15 protein-coding genes are annotated in these 15,422 nt (G+C 42.2%); 7 read left to right on the forward strand and 8 right to left on the reverse strand.

The genetic code is table 11. The features are described 5' to 3' along the window. Nucleotides 1-7: 7 nt before the first annotated feature. The 3 genes from QNM18_RS03770 to QNM18_RS03780 form a co-directional block, all read right to left on the reverse strand. The gene (locus tag QNM18_RS03770; RefSeq protein WP_211009116.1) at nt 8-385 is read right to left on the reverse strand and encodes a hypothetical protein; all 378 of its coding nucleotides are present in this window, start codon (nt 383-385) and stop codon (nt 8-10) included. A gap of 99 nt (nt 386-484) precedes the next feature. Next, complete coding sequence (locus QNM18_RS03775) at nt 485-1,354, reverse strand: helix-turn-helix domain-containing protein (RefSeq protein ID WP_284136384.1); 870 nt, start codon at nt 1,352-1,354, stop codon at nt 485-487. Between the two features lie 204 nt (nt 1,355-1,558). Beyond that, a complete protein-coding gene (locus QNM18_RS03780) occupies nt 1,559-2,005 on the reverse strand; it encodes a hypothetical protein (protein ID WP_284136385.1) in 447 nt (148 codons plus the stop codon). A gap of 150 nt (nt 2,006-2,155) precedes the next feature. Here QNM18_RS03780 and tsaA point away from each other — a divergent pair, with 150 nt between their 5' ends. From tsaA to QNM18_RS03795, 3 genes are all read left to right on the forward strand, one after another. Continuing rightward, on the forward strand, nt 2,156-2,887 hold the full coding sequence (gene tsaA / locus QNM18_RS03785) for a tRNA (N6-threonylcarbamoyladenosine(37)-N6)-methyltransferase TrmO (RefSeq protein ID WP_284136386.1): 732 nt from the start codon (nt 2,156-2,158) through the stop codon (nt 2,885-2,887). Between the two features lie 94 nt (nt 2,888-2,981). Further along, complete coding sequence (locus tag QNM18_RS03790) at nt 2,982-4,703, forward strand: proline--tRNA ligase (protein WP_211009112.1); 1,722 nt, start codon at nt 2,982-2,984, stop codon at nt 4,701-4,703. Between the two features lie 149 nt (nt 4,704-4,852). Continuing rightward, the gene (locus QNM18_RS03795; protein WP_211009111.1) at nt 4,853-5,653 is read left to right on the forward strand and encodes a UDP-2,3-diacylglucosamine diphosphatase; all 801 of its coding nucleotides are present in this window, start codon (nt 4,853-4,855) and stop codon (nt 5,651-5,653) included. A gap of 2 nt (nt 5,654-5,655) precedes the next feature. Here QNM18_RS03795 and QNM18_RS03800 read toward each other — a convergent pair whose 3' ends face one another. The 3 genes from QNM18_RS03800 to QNM18_RS03810 are packed head-to-tail and all read right to left on the reverse strand — an operon-like array spanning nt 5,656 to nt 8,456. Next, entirely contained in the window at nt 5,656-6,867 is a 1,212-nt protein-coding gene (locus QNM18_RS03800; RefSeq protein ID WP_211009110.1) for an ABC transporter permease, read from the reverse strand. Then, nucleotides 6,860-7,648 (reverse strand): ABC transporter ATP-binding protein, encoded by a 789-nt coding sequence (locus QNM18_RS03805; protein WP_284136387.1) that lies wholly within the window; start codon nt 7,646-7,648, stop codon nt 6,860-6,862. The genes QNM18_RS03800 and QNM18_RS03805 overlap by 8 nt, the downstream gene beginning before the upstream one ends. Further along, complete coding sequence (locus QNM18_RS03810; protein ID WP_284136388.1) at nt 7,614-8,456, reverse strand: DUF3025 domain-containing protein; 843 nt, start codon at nt 8,454-8,456, stop codon at nt 7,614-7,616. Before QNM18_RS03810 ends, QNM18_RS03805 begins: the two co-directional genes overlap by 35 nt. A gap of 195 nt (nt 8,457-8,651) precedes the next feature. Here QNM18_RS03810 and QNM18_RS03815 point away from each other — a divergent pair, with 195 nt between their 5' ends. After that, complete coding sequence (locus tag QNM18_RS03815) at nt 8,652-10,280, forward strand: M28 family metallopeptidase (RefSeq protein ID WP_211009107.1); 1,629 nt, start codon at nt 8,652-8,654, stop codon at nt 10,278-10,280. 72 nt (nt 10,281-10,352) lie between these two features. Then, nucleotides 10,353-11,519: a putative manganese transporter gene (locus QNM18_RS03820; RefSeq protein WP_284136389.1), complete on the forward strand. Its 1,167-nt coding sequence runs from the start codon at nt 10,353-10,355 to the stop codon at nt 11,517-11,519. 87 nt (nt 11,520-11,606) lie between these two features. Here the strand turns inward: QNM18_RS03820 and QNM18_RS03825 are convergent, their stop codons facing one another. Next, nucleotides 11,607-12,251, reverse strand: coding sequence for a DUF2987 domain-containing protein (locus QNM18_RS03825; protein WP_284136390.1), 645 nt, complete (start codon nt 12,249-12,251; stop codon nt 11,607-11,609). Then, nucleotides 12,241-13,065, reverse strand: a complete 825-nt coding sequence (locus QNM18_RS03830) for a glucosaminidase domain-containing protein (protein ID WP_211009104.1) — start codon at nt 13,063-13,065, stop codon at nt 12,241-12,243. The genes QNM18_RS03825 and QNM18_RS03830 overlap by 11 nt, the downstream gene beginning before the upstream one ends. A gap of 258 nt (nt 13,066-13,323) precedes the next feature. Here QNM18_RS03830 and QNM18_RS03835 point away from each other — a divergent pair, with 258 nt between their 5' ends. After that, a complete protein-coding gene (locus tag QNM18_RS03835) occupies nt 13,324-14,628 on the forward strand; it encodes an anti-phage deoxyguanosine triphosphatase (protein ID WP_284136391.1) in 1,305 nt (434 codons plus the stop codon). 339 nt (nt 14,629-14,967) lie between these two features. After that, complete coding sequence (locus QNM18_RS03840; protein WP_211009102.1) at nt 14,968-15,105, forward strand: hypothetical protein; 138 nt, start codon at nt 14,968-14,970, stop codon at nt 15,103-15,105. Nucleotides 15,106-15,422: the final 317 nt, after the last annotated feature.

Below are 15,422 nucleotides of genomic sequence, written 5' to 3' on the forward strand. Positions count from 1 at the left end.
AGGTTTGTTAAGCCAATTTCCTAAAACTATGCAATGCTATTTGAGACAACACAAACAATGTCAATGTGAACATTAAACCAAATAACATAATAGGTTCGTAACCCTCAGTAATCGTTGATATCACTCTAGCGGAGAAGTTAAACAAAAAGTACAAAGACGCAGGTAATATCAACAACCACTCCTTTTTGTATAGTCCAATTGCAGTAATAACCGCCAAACTCAGTGTGGGTGCACCAAGTGTACGTAAGTTGGTAAAACCATAATTAGTCACTGCATTAAAACCACTTGGTTCATTGATAACAGTGGGAAACAAGATAGCTGTCAATGCCGCAGAGCCCAGCACGAGGACAAATATTGCGGATAAAAGTTGGGCTAATTTGATCATAAAATGTATGCCTGTATTTCGTTTAATGATTAGCAGACATATTAGTGAATTCAGTTTCAGCCAACTTGCACAATTGAGTTAAAGGTTTGCACTTTTCAATCAACCTGCCGCTTTTCTCAATTGTGAAGGGGTCAATCGAAAGTGTTGCTTAAATACCCTTGAGAAGTAGCTCAATTCTTCAAAGCCACATTCGAGCGCAACATCAGTCACGCTTCTATCGGTTGTTTTTATGAGTAACGACGCCCTTTCCAATCGCTTAGCTATAAGGTATTTGTTGGCACTCATACCATATACATGTTTAAATTTTCGATTAAATGTCGATGTACTCATATGGCATAAAAATGCCAATTCCTCTACTTTTAGTGGCGAAAATAGATGTGTCTGTACAACTTCTTGCAACAGGGGCTGGTTAGGCACAAATAACTCAGCCAACAGCGCGCGAATTTGACCACTGGTCTCTGTGCAAGCAAATAGCTCTAGCAGCTCCTGAATTTTCAAACCGATCAATAAGTCGGTCATCATATCTGAACATTCAATGTAGTGTTTTAGCGTGGTGAAGTAACTCTTGAGCAGTGTTGATTGCGAAACCAGCACTCTAGGCGTGACATCAAAAGCCTCGGGCTTTGCGCTGACAAATGCGAATGTTTCAGGAGGGTTATTTTGATACAACTTCTGAATGTGCGGCTGGGTTAATCTGACTCCGACAAATTCAACATCACGACATTGTCCATTATCTAACCATCGATTGATAAAGTTGTCAGCTTTCATGAGTAAGGTATCACCAGCTTTAAGTGACAGTGTCTTTCCTGCACAAATTAAAGATGACTGCCCTTTAAATATATGAATTAACCTCGCTTCATTTACTAATCCATCTTGATAGGTATAAGGCGCACTAAACTGTTTGATCCCCATGACCGTTTCACCGTGGTATTGGACACCTTGAAATACTTGTTTGCCGTTCGATGTCATAGATCTAATGTCTTTTTTAGAGGATACTATCTATTTTAAATCAGTTGCTTGTGTCTGTCCTGCTTTATTGAAAATACCCAATATTAGGTAGTTTCGGTTAGTTTAACCTAAGCTTTGGGCACTAAACATCGCGCTTATGAGACATTGAGCAGTTACAATAGGGATTTTGCGGTCAGAATTACATCACTGATTTGGCGTCGCAGGCTAAATGCTCTCTCTTGCCACGTCAAATAAGATAGTACTCACAGCCGCTTTTAGATCACTAGCAGGCAATAGAGTCTCAGGTAATAGTTTTGCTGAGATAGATTGCGTATACGAGTGCAATAGCGGGTCTAACTTACAAGGGCTGATCAAACCTTCTTTTATACCGTTAAAGGTATCCATAAGCGGCTGTCTGTTTCTTTGTAATTCAAGGATCACATTTGTGCGGATAGGACTATTTTGGCAAAGGTGTTTTTTGCACGCGCGCAGTACAATGCTCATGAAAGTTGATATTTCTGCATTGCTATATGTTGGTTTATTTAATTGGGTACGCTTACTTTGTTGTTTAGCAGAGTCTGCCACACTTTTTTTAAAGCCTAAAGCTCTATCACCGATCAGCTCCATTTCGTCACTTGTCAACATCTCATTCCCAAATCGCGCAAAATACATCGCTATTTCCGTTCTGTTTTTTGGGATAATTATGCGAATAATTCTTATTGTGTACATTACACTTTATTACACGGCCAATTGATAATTTAAATTTGTTGCACCATATACAACAGGATACAATGGCGCTTTTAATCGTTAGAGCCCGCTACCGTGCAATTTGAAGTTGAAGCCATAGGCCACATTGAATCCCCATATAAGCAGAAGTTTGCGATCCCAAGGCAACCTAGGTTAGTCCCTGAAGCAACCGCTAAACTCATCTTTAGTGAACCATTTAGCCGTGAAGAGTTTGTCCGTGGGATTGAAGAGTTTACTCATCTTTGGCTTTTGTTTAGATTCCATGAAACTGCGGATAAAGGCTACTCCGCTCTAGTTCGCCCGCCTCGATTAGGTGGTAATGAACGTAAAGGCGTATTTGCCACACGCGCAACTTTTAGGCCTAACGGCATTGGTATGAGCGCGGTCAAGCTGGAAGGTGTCGAGTATAAAAATGGCCAATTGGCACTATTACTCTCAGGCATCGATTTGCTCGACGGTACGCCAATAGTGGATATCAAGCCTTACCTCCCGTATTCAGATGCATTGCAAGATGCATCTGCTGGATTTGCCGATACGCGTCCAGAAACCGAAATGACGGTCTCTTTTAGTGAGCAAGCCCAAGATTTTATCGAAAAACAGCGCCAATATCCTGAGCTAATGAACTTTATCAGCAACGTCTTAAAGCAAGATCCAAGACCTGCTTATAAAAAGAAAAAACAACAAACACAAAGCTACGGTATGAATCTGTACGAATTCAATATTCGCTGGCAAGTCGAAGATGAACATAACCATGTCATCGAAGTGAGCGTTGAGAAACCACAAACGATAAAAAAACCACAAGATTAAATATCTTCACAGCGAAAATAACTCTTTTTTAGCACCTTAGGCACTGTTAAACTACGTGCCTAATTAAAAACACATAACATTGAACGGAACAAGCATGCGTACCAGTCAATATATTTTAGCGACTCTAAAAGAGACGCCTTCTGATGCCGAGGTGGTAAGCCACCAGCTAATGCTACGTGCGGGCATGATCCGCAAACTCGCTTCAGGTTTATACACTTGGTTGCCGTCAGGTTTAAAAGTACTTCGTAACGTAGAAACTATTGTACGCGAGGAAATGGAAAAAGCTGGCGCAATCGAAATGTTGATGCCTGTCATTCAGCCTGCAGATCTGTGGGAAGAGTCTGGCCGTTGGGAACAGTTTGGCCCAGAACTACTAAGAATTACAGATCGCCACAACCGTCCGTTTGCACTTGGTCCGACGCACGAAGAAGTGATCACAGACTTTGTACGTAAAGAAGTAAGCAGCTACAAGCAATTACCTTTAACACTTTATCAAGTACAAACCAAAGTACGTGATGAAGTACGCCCTCGTTTTGGTGTCATGCGTGCACGTGAGTTCACCATGAAAGATGCATATTCTTTCCACCTTGACGACGCATGTCTTGCAAAGACCTATCAAGTGATGCATCAAGCATACTGTAATATCTTCGAGCGTTTAGGTTTAGATTATCGCCCAGTAATCGCAGACACAGGTTCAATCGGTGGCAGTGTGTCACACGAATTCCACGTACTTGCAGAATCTGGCGAAGATGCTATCGCGTTTAGTACCGAAAGCGATTATGCAGCAAATATCGAAAAAGCAGAAGCACTGGCCCCTGCGATTGAACGTGCAGCACCAAGCAAAGAACTCAATACATTCGACACGCCAAATGCAAAAACGATTGCTGATCTTGCAGAGCAACATGGGGTTAAAGCGCACAAAGGCGTTAAAACTCTTATCGTATACGGCGCAGCCAATGAAGAAGATGAGCGTGGCCTTGTTGCATTAATTGTTCGTGGCGACCACGAATTAAACGAGCTTAAAGCTGAAAAGCTGCCACTTGTTGACTCGCCTCTTGAAATGGCCAAAGAAGAAGATATTGTTGCAGCAATTGGCGCAAAACCAGGCTCATTAGGACCTGTCGGCCTTGATATGCCAATTATTGTTGATCACAGTGCTGCTGTAATGTCTGATTTTGTTGCTGGCGCAAACAAAGACGGTGTTCACTATAGTGGCATCAACTGGGGCCGCGATGTTGCTGACTTTATAACAGCAGATATCCGCAACGTTGTTGAAGGCGATCCTAGCCCATGTGGTCAAGGCACGCTAAATATCAAACGTGGTATTGAAGTAGGTCATATCTTCCAACTTGGTAGCAAGTACTCTGAAGCAATGAATGCGGGTGTACTGGGCGAAAGTGGTAAAAACCAAGTGATGACTATGGGTTGTTACGGTATTGGCGTATCGCGCATTGTGGCAGCAGCCATCGAGCAAAATCATGACAAGTTTGGTATCAAGTGGCCACAAGCTCTTGCACCGTTTGATATTGCCATCGTCCCAATGAACATGCATAAATCTCATCGCATTCCTGACATCGCCGAAAAGTTTTATGCAGACCTAAAAGCAGCAGGTCTTGACGTATTATTTGACGATCGTAAAGAGCGCCCAGGTGTGATGTTCAACGACATGGAGCTAGTCGGTGTACCTTTCACCTTGGTGATTGGTGAGCGTAACCTTGATAACAATCAAGTTGAGCTGAAAAACCGCCGCACTGGTGAAAAAGTCATGCTAGACATTGATTCAGCAGTCGCTGAAATCACTAAGCTAATGGCGTAATCATTTAGCTCCATTAGAAAACGCGCCTACATGGCGCGTTTTTTGTTTTTTGGCTTTGATGAAAATGTCATCATAGCGTCTCAATACTGATAAAAGTTTGTCATCTCGTGCCTTTAACGTAGACATTATTACGCTTGAGAGTAAACAAGATGGATCAAACCTACTACCCCAGCATATGGATTTCAGACGTACACCTTGGATACAAAGACTGTAAAGCAGATTATCTGCTGGACTTTTTAAACTGCACCCGCTGTGACACCTTATACTTAGTTGGTGATATAGTTGATCTTTGGTCTTTAAAAAGACAGTTTTACTGGCACCCAAGTCATTATCAAGTTTTAGAGTGTATTCAAAAAAAAGCCGAATCCGGCACTCGTGTGATCTACATTCCCGGGAATCATGACGAAACATTCCGCAACTATGTTGATATGACTTTGTTTAACGTTGAAGTACACCACACCTATATACACACGACCTCTGCTGGAAAGCGTTTCTTGTTGCTACATGGCGATGACTTTGATTCAGCAACACGTTACAACAAACTAATTAGTATCATCGGCGACCAAGCCTATGACTTTCTGCTCTTTTTAAACCGCTGGACTAATCGTGTACGCAAACTCTATGGTGGTCATTATTGGTCTTTGGCGTCTTGGTTGAAGAACCGAGTTCATAAAGCGCGGGCCGCCATTGCTGCATTTGAGCAAGCCGCTGTCCATGAAGCAAAGAAGCAAGGTATGGATGGGATCATTTGTGGTCACATTCATCAACCGCGTATCAATGTCACTGACGGCATTGTGTATTGCAATGACGGAGACTGGATAGAAAACTGCACCGCATTGGTAGAAAATGAACAAGGGCGCATCGAGCTTTTGCACTGGTCCGATATACAAAAAGTGTTGAACGTAGTTGAGTTAGAAGCACAAAGCATAGACGGCGTTAAAGCCGCCTAAGGTTATCTAAATAACACAGACTCTTTGCTAAACCAACGTATACAAAACATTAGCAATGCACCTGCAAGTAGGGCTGATGCTACAAATATCAGTCCTACAGCGCTGTGATCAACAGTGCCTTTAATGATCTCTTTGATAGCCAATGACACATTGGTAATGGGGATCCAAGCTGTCGTGGTATTAAGCGACATGTTTGGCATCACAGAAACCACTATGGGCACAAATACCAACATACTCAGCGGTCCCATATAGTTTTGTGCCTCTTTAAACGTGCGAGCATAAATCGAAATGGCTAATACCAAAGAGGAAAGCATCACAGCCACGGGTAATAAAAGTGCAAAAATTAATAAAAAGTCCGTAAATGTCACACTTGAGAAAGCGTCGATAATAGTATCAAGTACCCCGATCCCGCCAGCGATCGCAACCCAAATCGCCATGCTCGAAACGGTCACCAAAGCACAGGATATCGAACTTGCTAAAATCGTTAAAAACTTACCAAGCACTAACTGTGTGCGTGTTACAGGTGTTAAAAGCAATGTCTCTAGGGTTCCCCGTTCTTTTTCTCCAGCACCAAGATCAATGGCTGGGTAACTTGCTCCCATTAGCACCAGTGGAATAAGCATATAGGGGATCAGCGCACCTAACTTTTCACCATAGTTTTCACGCTTATCAGCCGTATCGACTTTAGTAATGGTGATCGGTTTTAAAATTGCAGGGTGCTCTTTTTGGGGAGCGCCTAAAGCTTCTAGACGTGTGCTTCGAATTTGCGCCGAAAACTTGTTAATAAGTTTTTCAAGGCGCTTATACACAAAATTAATAGACTGAGCGTCATTAAACACCACATGCCAACTGATTTGTTGATGCTTACCCGCGACCTGAGAGTCATAGGTTGCAGGGATCTCAATGCCAACATCTATTTTCCCTGCTTTAACTGCACTTTTTAACGCTTCAATCGTTTCAAACTTCTCATTACCTTTGTAAGGTCGAAAACTTTTGTGATAAAACAACATTTGCTCAAAATCAGGGGATAAAGAGGCGTTGGCAAGATAATAAATGTGTACCTTTTGCTCCGCTTCAAAGGTTGTTTTTGACGCCAAGAAACCAAGCAGCGCAAACAAGATGGGAAAGATCACTATCGGTAATGCAATGACAAAGAATAGAGTCTTACGATCACGTAAAAGCTCTTTAACTTCTTTTAAGAATACTTCAAACATGCAAACTTCCCTGATTAACTATATTCATGAATGCATCGTTTAGCTCACCGCTTTGTCCCACTTCTTTAAACGCTTCGATACTACCACTAAAGCGACTTGTACCACGGTCAATCAAACATACACTGTCACACAGCAAGGCCACTTCATCCAAGTGATGGGTTGAAAAAACCACGGGGGTATTATCAGCTTTTAAGTCGCGGATGAATTCTATGATGTTTTGCTTGGTCATTATATCCAACCCCGTTGTTGGCTCATCCAACACAACGACATCTGGTCGATGCACAACCGCTCGGGCAATATTGGTTTTTTGTTTCATACCTGTCGACAAATGCTCGGCGCGCTTATCCAGAAAATCGCCCATTGATAGCCGCGTAAACAGCTCATCACATCTTGATTTCAGGGCCCTGCCCTTTAAGCCATGCAACTTGGCAAAATATTCAACATTTTCCCGTGCGGTAAGGCGACCATAAAGTCCTGTGGTACCAGATAAAAAACCAATAGCTTTGCGGCCTTTAAGCGGATTTTTGACAATATTTTGCCCAGATATTTCAATGCTGCCCGCATCTGGTTTAAGCGCTGTCGATAACATCCGCAGTGTGGTGGTTTTTCCTGCGCCATTGGGACCTAACAGCCCCAAGACTTCTCCACGACCACAACTAAAGGACACATTTTCAACTGAGTGAAAAAAACCTTCTCGCTGTCTTGAGTCGCTGCTACTTGTTGTATTTAATAGTTCTTTGGCAAGCTTAAAGCGCTTTTTCAGTCCGTTTACTACTATCACTTACCTTCCTTCTCTTTGGTCTAAAATAGCTTTCATCGGCATAAAATGCCTCATCCTGCACATCATAATGCCAATTTGGGATACCAAGTAAAGGAATCGGTGACATCTGTTTATTATCATCCAAAACTTTGTGCACAGTGATCAACTCGACTAAACGTTCATCTAAATGTCTGTATTGTTCCACTAAAGATAAATCATAAAAGTCATCTTCAACTTGAACACACAAAAGTTTACCTGTCAGGCCTATAAATGGACTTGTTAACATTTCATAGTTCGCATGCCCAAATACAAATGGACACACACTTGTATGCCAATAGTCTTTTCGCTCGAAGAATGACTCATACCACAGGTGCGCACGCAAATCATCTTGCCACTGTGTTTCTCTCACTGCTAGCACCAAACCGCACTCATCGAATAAGGTTAATGCATTGCGCTTACGACTACGCTCTTTTAATCCATGTAATTGGATCTCTTCCATATGTAAGCGATTTAATAAACTTTTCGTTTTTGGAAACAAGCACCAAATCATAGCCCCAAAGAAATCATGCCAATTGTTCTCTCGAGTAGGAACTTGACCAGTTTGCGCAATGATCTCCTCGTAGTAACGAGTTTCTTCTTCAAGCTTGCTGTTTTCAGTAAAAACAATGTGCTTACCCTGTGCATTGAGTTGATTGGTTTGTTGGTTTAACCATTCAAAACTTGGCCAAGTGTCAAATGCCTTTAAATTAAAGATTGCTTGTAAATGCGCAAATGGAGGTTGTGCCAGCAAATGACTTTGCCAGTTTTCAGGAGGAGTGAACTTTTTCATGCTAGCCGTGTGTACAAATTTCGCCAAAACTAAATCAAGGTGCTTATTTTACCCTATCCCTGCTTAGGCGCAAAAATATAAATACCCGATGTGCACTTTTCCATCGCACCTATGTGATACATCGGCTAAAGTCGAATTTACTTCGCAGTTATGGTATTAATGTGCCCGGAAGTAATCTCATAAAAAAGAAAGGTCATGAAACTAAAATTAACACTGAGTGCTTTGTCGCTTGCCATTTTAGCAGGCTGTGCAACGACTAAAAGCAACACACCTGAAGACATTGCGACTGCATACAACAGTATTAATGCAGAGCAATTAGGTGAACACATAAAAACCCTTGCCTCTGATGAATTTGAAGGCCGTGCGCCATCAAGTAAAGGTGAGGAGCTAACGCTTGCTTATTTAACTCAACACTTTAAAGCGCTTGGCTATGAGCCAGGCAATGGCAACAGCTTCTTACAAGAAGTGCCGCTGGTATCAATTGAAGCCGATCCAAACATGACGCTGAAAATTGGCGAGCGCAGCTATCCATACAAAAAAGGCATGGTCATGGGCACAAGCCGTATTAGCCCTGAGCAGTCTTTAAACAATTCAGAACTAGTATTTGTAGGCTATGGTGTCAACGCACCAGAGTATGGGTGGAATGACTATGAAGGTTTAGATGTCAAAGGTAAGACAGTTGTGATGCTGGTAAACGATCCAGGTTACGCAACTAAAGACCCTAAAGTGTTTAACGGCAACACCATGACATATTATGGTCGCTGGACGTATAAATACGAAGAAGCGAGCCGCCAAGGTGCAGCTGGTGCAATTATCATCCATGAAACTGCTCCAGCTTCTTACCCTTGGGAAGTTGTTGAAAACTCTTGGAGTGGCGAACAGTTTGGCTTTCAAAAAGAAAACAACAACATGGACCGTGTTGCAGTTGAAGGCTGGATCAGCGTAGATGTTGCAAAAGAGCTATTTGCAGATGCGGGTCTGAACTTTGACGAAGCGAAAAAGAAAGCAGCGCAAGGTGCTTACCATGTCGACATGGGTGATTTAACCGCTTCAGTCGATGTCAAAAGTACCATTAAAAAGTCTGTGTCATATAACTTCATCGCAACACTGCCTGGTGCAAAAAAATCCGATGAGCACATCATCTACTCTGCACACTGGGATCACTTAGGTGTCGATCCTAATCGTAAGGGCGACAAAATCTATAACGGTGCACACGACAACGCAACAGGTACTGGCGGCATCATTGAAGTGGCTGAAGCATTTGCTAAGCTACCACAGCGCCCAGACCGTTCAATTACTTTCTTAGCGGTTACTGCTGAAGAACAGGGTCTACTTGGCTCTAAATTTTACGCAGAAACACCGGTGATCCCGGCGAACCAAACCGTTGCGAACATCAACTTAGATGCGCTGAACCTACTGGGTAAAGTAAAAGACATCAGCGTTGTAGGTCTTGGCAAGTCGTCATTAGACGGCGTTTTAAAAGAAGTTGCTGACGAGCAGAGCCGTTCGATTTCAAATGAGTCAAACCCATCTGCTGGGATTTACTATCGCTCAGATCACTTCGCTTTTGCAAATATGGGCATCCCAGCAATGTATGCAGGCGGTGGCCATGAGCCGTATGATGATGCTACTGCGAAATATAGAAAACGTATGAGCCTTGTATTGCGTGGCTGTTACCACCAACCGTGTGATAGATATAGAAAAGAGTGGGATCTAAGTGGCGCAGTTCAAGATCTTCAACTATTTTTCAAAGCTGGTTATCTAATTTCACAAGAAGAAGCTTGGCCAACTTGGAGTGAAACATCCGAGTTCCAAAGAAAATAAATATAAATGATATTGATTTTCATTTAATTTAACACTAAAGTGCAACTGTTATTATGTTACCGGTTGCACTATATGCTCTCATATTCTCGTTCTTATCCGTTTAAAACGGCTTCCCAATTTGCCTATCTGGCAGCTAACAAGCGGTTGATACTCCCGCTATTATTGATTGCAACTTTGTTTTATTCCCCCGTTCGCGATATTGCATTGGGTACACTTGCAGATGCTTTTTTTCAAGTCAGTGTGTTTGTTGCAGGTACTTTGGCTATTTACTACTACTTGGTTGAGAAACTCCCACAACTTGAGCTCAGTTATCTGAATCGCAAGTCCCCAGCACTAGAAGTCACAATGGCAGCAGTACTTGGCGCATTGCCAGGGTGTGGCGGGGCCATTATCGTCGTAACGCAATTTACTAAAGGGCAGGCCAGTTTTGCCTCTGTCGTTGCTGTCCTTACCGCAACTATGGGTGACGCAGCATTTTTACTACTGGCCAAAAAACCGCTTGAAGGCATGGCAATTATTTTGCTTGGTGTAGCGGTAGGTGCACTCAGTGGCCTTGCTGTTAATCTATTTCACAAAGCCGACTACTGTCGCCCTGAACCAAATAACAAACAGATAGAAGATTGCGAGCCGCCTACATTTGCAGTACGAATGAGTGAGCCAGTCTGGAAAGTACTGTTATTTCCCTGCCTTGCCATCTCTTTGTTTATGGCATTTAACCTAGACTTAGGACAATTTGAGCAACCCGTTGAGCTACTCGGTGCAGGTATGGCTATTTTTGCTGTCTTAATTTGGGCGCTGTCATCTAAGGGCAAGACATATAAACAAATTACCGCTGAAGAAGAAGAAGTTAAGCCCCCTTCTCGATTAGCAAAAATTCTTCAAGATACGCATTTTGTAACCGCTTGGGTGGTAGCTAGTTTTATGATTTACGAACTGTCAGTAGCACTATTTGGACTCGACCTAGCAGCGTGGTTTACAGAATACGCCATCTATGCACCACTGATCGCCATTATGATTGGCCTGTTGCCCGGCTGTGGGCCACAGATTGTGGTCACCAGTTTGTACATTCAAGGTGTATTACCATTTAGCGCCTTAGCTGCTAACGCGGTGGCAAACGATGGCGACGCGCTCTTTCCAGCCATAGCATTGGCCCCCAAAGCCGCACTTTTAGCCACTGCTTACTCTGCAATTCCAGCATTATTTGTCGGCTATGGTATCTACTATTGGAATTTGCCCTAACCTGTTTCAAATAAGCATATAAACAACCAGAACCAAAAAGCGACCTCATGGTCGCTTTTTTATTTTTTGAATCTTAAGTCGTCAGGTTTACTTCTCTATCCAAGGTTTTGCACTCACTAACTTTGTCATGACATTGAATCGGCTACTATCATGTTCCCAGTTATCCTGCACTTCGAAGCGACAGCGGTTTTGTTTACAACTAACGTGTTTTCCTGACAAAACAACCTTGTCAGAAAATTCCAATGTCACCCCTTTTTGATCCGGTAACATAAATGACAGCAATTTCCCGATAAACACCCCTGACAGATCACTCAAAAGCGTTTCAAACTCGCGATGCAATTGAAAAACTTTTCCTTTGGTGAGCTGTTGGTTTGTGAAGTGTGCAGACTCTATCTGAATTTTTATTTCGCAATATGCAGCCGTTTTGGGTTTTACAACTACCACGGCTTTGTCTTTATCAAGTTTGTCATCTATTGGCAGTAACAGTTGAGCATCTTTAGTATATTGTAACGGCAATGATATTTGCTCTGTTACAATTTTACCTTCAGCTATGTCACACGGGCGCTTATTTTGCCCTTCTACCAGATAGAAATTAACTCGAGCAAATTCAAACTCGCCTTTTTCAACCACCTTTAGACGATCGTAAAACCCTTCATAGGAAGCCACAAACTCTTCAGCTAAACAACCAAAACTGCTTGATAACAACAGTATTGGCAGAACCTTATTCTTCATCAAAATAAGCCTTGTTATGTCTGATCATATCATTGAGTTCTTCAATGTAATCAATGCCTCGTTCTGAGTATGACATTAAACCCGGCGTTAAAGCGGTGGCAGTAATTTCTTGCTTATCAGCTCTTAACTGCGCGCGCACAGCTCTAAGCTCACGATAAGCATCATGGGTGTTTATATTTCTAAAATACGAGGTCACTGACGCCCTAACAGATTTAAACGCAGCAACTTCATGGGCAGCTTCATCTGCTCGACGTTTAGGGACCATGCCGCAGCCCGCGCGATAACACCACTGTCCAAAAAAATTCAAGCCAATGCGTGCAAATCGCGAGGTACCCCACGCTGATTCATTTGCCGCCTGCATTAATGCCAACTCTTTGGGAATAATATCTACTCGTTCAAGGGCTAATTTTAAACTCTCGACAGTAATCTCTTGTTGATCTACCTTATAAAGTTTGAAGATATTCTCAACTCTTTGTATTTGCACATCGCTCAAGGACTCTTCAAATTGCAACATCATAAGCGCAATTTCAATGCTGGCTCTCTGCTGTAGAATAACTTTGTTTTCCGCCTCAACATGAGGCTTAATGAAGTCAAAAAAGCGCTTTTTCTTCGTAGCGATATCTTTAATTGAGCCAAAGTCTGGTAATTGAACATCGTGTAAAGGTTGTTCTGGTAAAGTGACTTCTGGGGTCTCAACAATAATTTCTGGGACTTCTACAGGCTCAGGTTGCTCTGGTGGCTCGGTTATAAATGGATACATAATTGCGAATAAACAAACAGCAATTAGTACAATCTTAATCAAATTAGAACGCATGATTCTCCTCTCACTAGTACCTACCAAACGAGCTGTCTGAATTTCCTTTGTCAGATATTGACTCGTCGTACTTAGTTCATCTCATAAAACGGCGGCTGATTATAGCAACAATCACCGTTAAACGCGAATTTATGCCAATCCATCGCGAAAATGAGCTTTTTTCCCATCTAGACCAAGTAATTACATTTTTAACTTTGCATCGCTATACTAAAACGAAGATGACGAATTTAGACGATAATCAATCCCATAGAGTACTTTATGACCCAATCCGCATGGCAACAACGTTTGCTTAACCAAGTTAAGAATCGCCCAAATGATAATCGCTCAGCTTGGCAGGTTGATCGTTCAAGGATCATCCATGCCGCTGCTTTCAGACGCCTACAATCCAAAACGCAAATAATGAGCATAGGTGTCAATGATTTCTATCGAACTCGATTGACCCATTCATTAGAAGTATCGCAGATAGGCACAGGGTTACTGCGCCATCTAAAGCTGCAAAACCCCGAATTTGAGCACTTTCCATCAGCTAGCCTAATTGAAACCATCTGCCTAGCCCATGACATCGGGCACCCTCCATTTGGCCACGGTGGTGAAATCGCCCTCAATTACCTGATGCGAGATCACGGAGGGTTTGAAGGGAATGCTCAAACTTTGCGGATCGTCACCAAATTGGAACCGTATTCAAATGGCTATGGCATGAACCTGACTAGACGGACTTTGCTCGGATTTATCAAATACCCAGCTTACATCTCAAAGCTGTTGATTAAGCCTCAAGTCACCAACCCCAATGAACGTTTTATTTACACACAAAAGTGGTTCCCCGCAAAAGGGGTTTATGATTGCGATAAAGACGTTTTTGACTGGATACTTTCGCCTTTGTCAAATGAGGACAAAGACCTTTTCACAACGCACAGCCCAGTTGATGAGTTTAAATCTAAAACAATTTATAAATCTCTGGATGCAGCTATTATGGAATACGCAGACGACATTGCCTATGCGGTCCATGATTTAGAAGACGCCATAGCGACAGGTACTTTGTCAGAGCGAGACTGGTATAACTATGCTATGCCAGCATTTAAAGAAATCAATTCACCTTGGTTGGAGCAAAACCTTGCAAGCCTGACCCACAGGCTATTTTCCGATGACGAGCCACTTCGAAAAGATGCAATTGGTGAGCTGGTTAATATATTTATTGTCCACTGTACATTGGTAAAGCACAACGCGGATTTTGACGATCCACTGCTAAAAAACACCGTCAAGCTTAACGCAGAGTTTGAAGCCATTCTCAAAGTTCTTAAGCAATTTGTATATCAACGTCTTATTCGTGAACCGACCATGCAGCAAATAGAGTTCAGTGGCCAAAATATGTTAATCGACCTATTTGACGCCTTTTCCAGCGACCCTGTGCGCCTGCTGCCTTATACCGCGCAATCGCAGTACCAAAATGCCGTTGATGATATCGCAAAAATGCGGGTGCTCGCTGACTACCTATCCGGCATGACTGATGAGTATGCAAGGCGATGTCACGCTAGATTGTTTGGCAATAGCATAACGCGGATTTAACAACTTACTCGCGTTTCTCCGGCTCAAACAATCAGGATCGTAAATACATTGCACATTTAGCTGTGGCTACTTTCAAATTGCACTGCTAGCTGGAAAATCCACATTCGTTAGACAATAACACGTTAGTTATGTTGCCTTTTAGGAGAAGACGTCTCATTTTGTAAGCACCGCATATTTAAGATAACTAAGTTTGATACACACTGGTTAAGAAGTACAAGTCACCTTGTCGCTTAAAAAATTTAGTACATTAATAGCAACTATTTTGAAACTTTTATTTGTTTAAAATTAACAATCGGTGCTAGAGTGATTATGAACCAATCAAAAAAACAAAGGATTAACATGAAACTAAAATTACAGAAAGGCAATCTAAAAAACTTATCTGGCGACAAGCAATTACTCAATAACAAGGCAACCAAGCAAATTGCTGGCGGTTGGTCTTGGGAGTGCACAACTGGCTGGGCACGCTGTGAGCCATAAGTACTCTTAGTGCTAGGGTCATAGAAAATTAACTATGGCCCTAAATGCAATGTACTTGTCCTATCAAAACCCGACGCAACAAGCTAAACCACCTCAATAAAGCATACCCTTATGCAAAAGCTATAAACAGAAGCTTGAGTAATGATTGAAATATACAAAATTTTGAATCCCGCTTTGATGATTAGTTAAAAATGATGAACCGATAAGGGAATTCAGGCTTCTCTCTAAGCGCCATCCAATATGAGTTGAACTAAAAACAACAGCTAAATATGTTTCTGTTCGCCACTCAGGTACGAGTAGGAAAGGATATAAACTCA

It is taken from the genome of Pseudoalteromonas obscura (assembly GCF_030135505.1).
GTDB classification, from domain to species: domain Bacteria; phylum Pseudomonadota; class Gammaproteobacteria; order Enterobacterales; family Alteromonadaceae; genus Pseudoalteromonas; species Pseudoalteromonas obscura.

Coding starts and splice junctions, on each gene's coding strand:
- QNM18_RS03770 (WP_211009116.1), bottom strand. CDS start 385: ATGATCAAATTAGCCCAACTTTTATCCGCAATATTTGTCCTCGTGCTG.
- QNM18_RS03775 (WP_284136384.1), bottom strand. CDS start 1,354: ATGACATCGAACGGCAAACAAGTATTTCAAGGTGTCCAATACCACGGT.
- QNM18_RS03780 (WP_284136385.1), bottom strand. CDS start 2,005: ATGTATTTTGCGCGATTTGGGAATGAGATGTTGACAAGTGACGAAATG.
- QNM18_RS03790 (WP_211009112.1), top strand. CDS start 2,982: ATGCGTACCAGTCAATATATTTTAGCGACTCTAAAAGAGACGCCTTCT.
- QNM18_RS03795 (WP_211009111.1), top strand. CDS start 4,853: ATGGATCAAACCTACTACCCCAGCATATGGATTTCAGACGTACACCTT.
- QNM18_RS03800 (WP_211009110.1), bottom strand. CDS start 6,867: ATGTTTGAAGTATTCTTAAAAGAAGTTAAAGAGCTTTTACGTGATCGT.
- QNM18_RS03810 (WP_284136388.1), bottom strand. CDS start 8,456: ATGAAAAAGTTCACTCCTCCTGAAAACTGGCAAAGTCATTTGCTGGCA.
- QNM18_RS03815 (WP_211009107.1), top strand. CDS start 8,652: ATGAAACTAAAATTAACACTGAGTGCTTTGTCGCTTGCCATTTTAGCA.
- QNM18_RS03820 (WP_284136389.1), top strand. CDS start 10,353: ATGCTCTCATATTCTCGTTCTTATCCGTTTAAAACGGCTTCCCAATTT.
- QNM18_RS03825 (WP_284136390.1), bottom strand. CDS start 12,251: ATGAAGAATAAGGTTCTGCCAATACTGTTGTTATCAAGCAGTTTTGGT.
- QNM18_RS03830 (WP_211009104.1), bottom strand. CDS start 13,065: ATGCGTTCTAATTTGATTAAGATTGTACTAATTGCTGTTTGTTTATTC.
- QNM18_RS03835 (WP_284136391.1), top strand. CDS start 13,324: ATGACCCAATCCGCATGGCAACAACGTTTGCTTAACCAAGTTAAGAAT.
- QNM18_RS03840 (WP_211009102.1), top strand. CDS start 14,968: ATGAAACTAAAATTACAGAAAGGCAATCTAAAAAACTTATCTGGCGAC.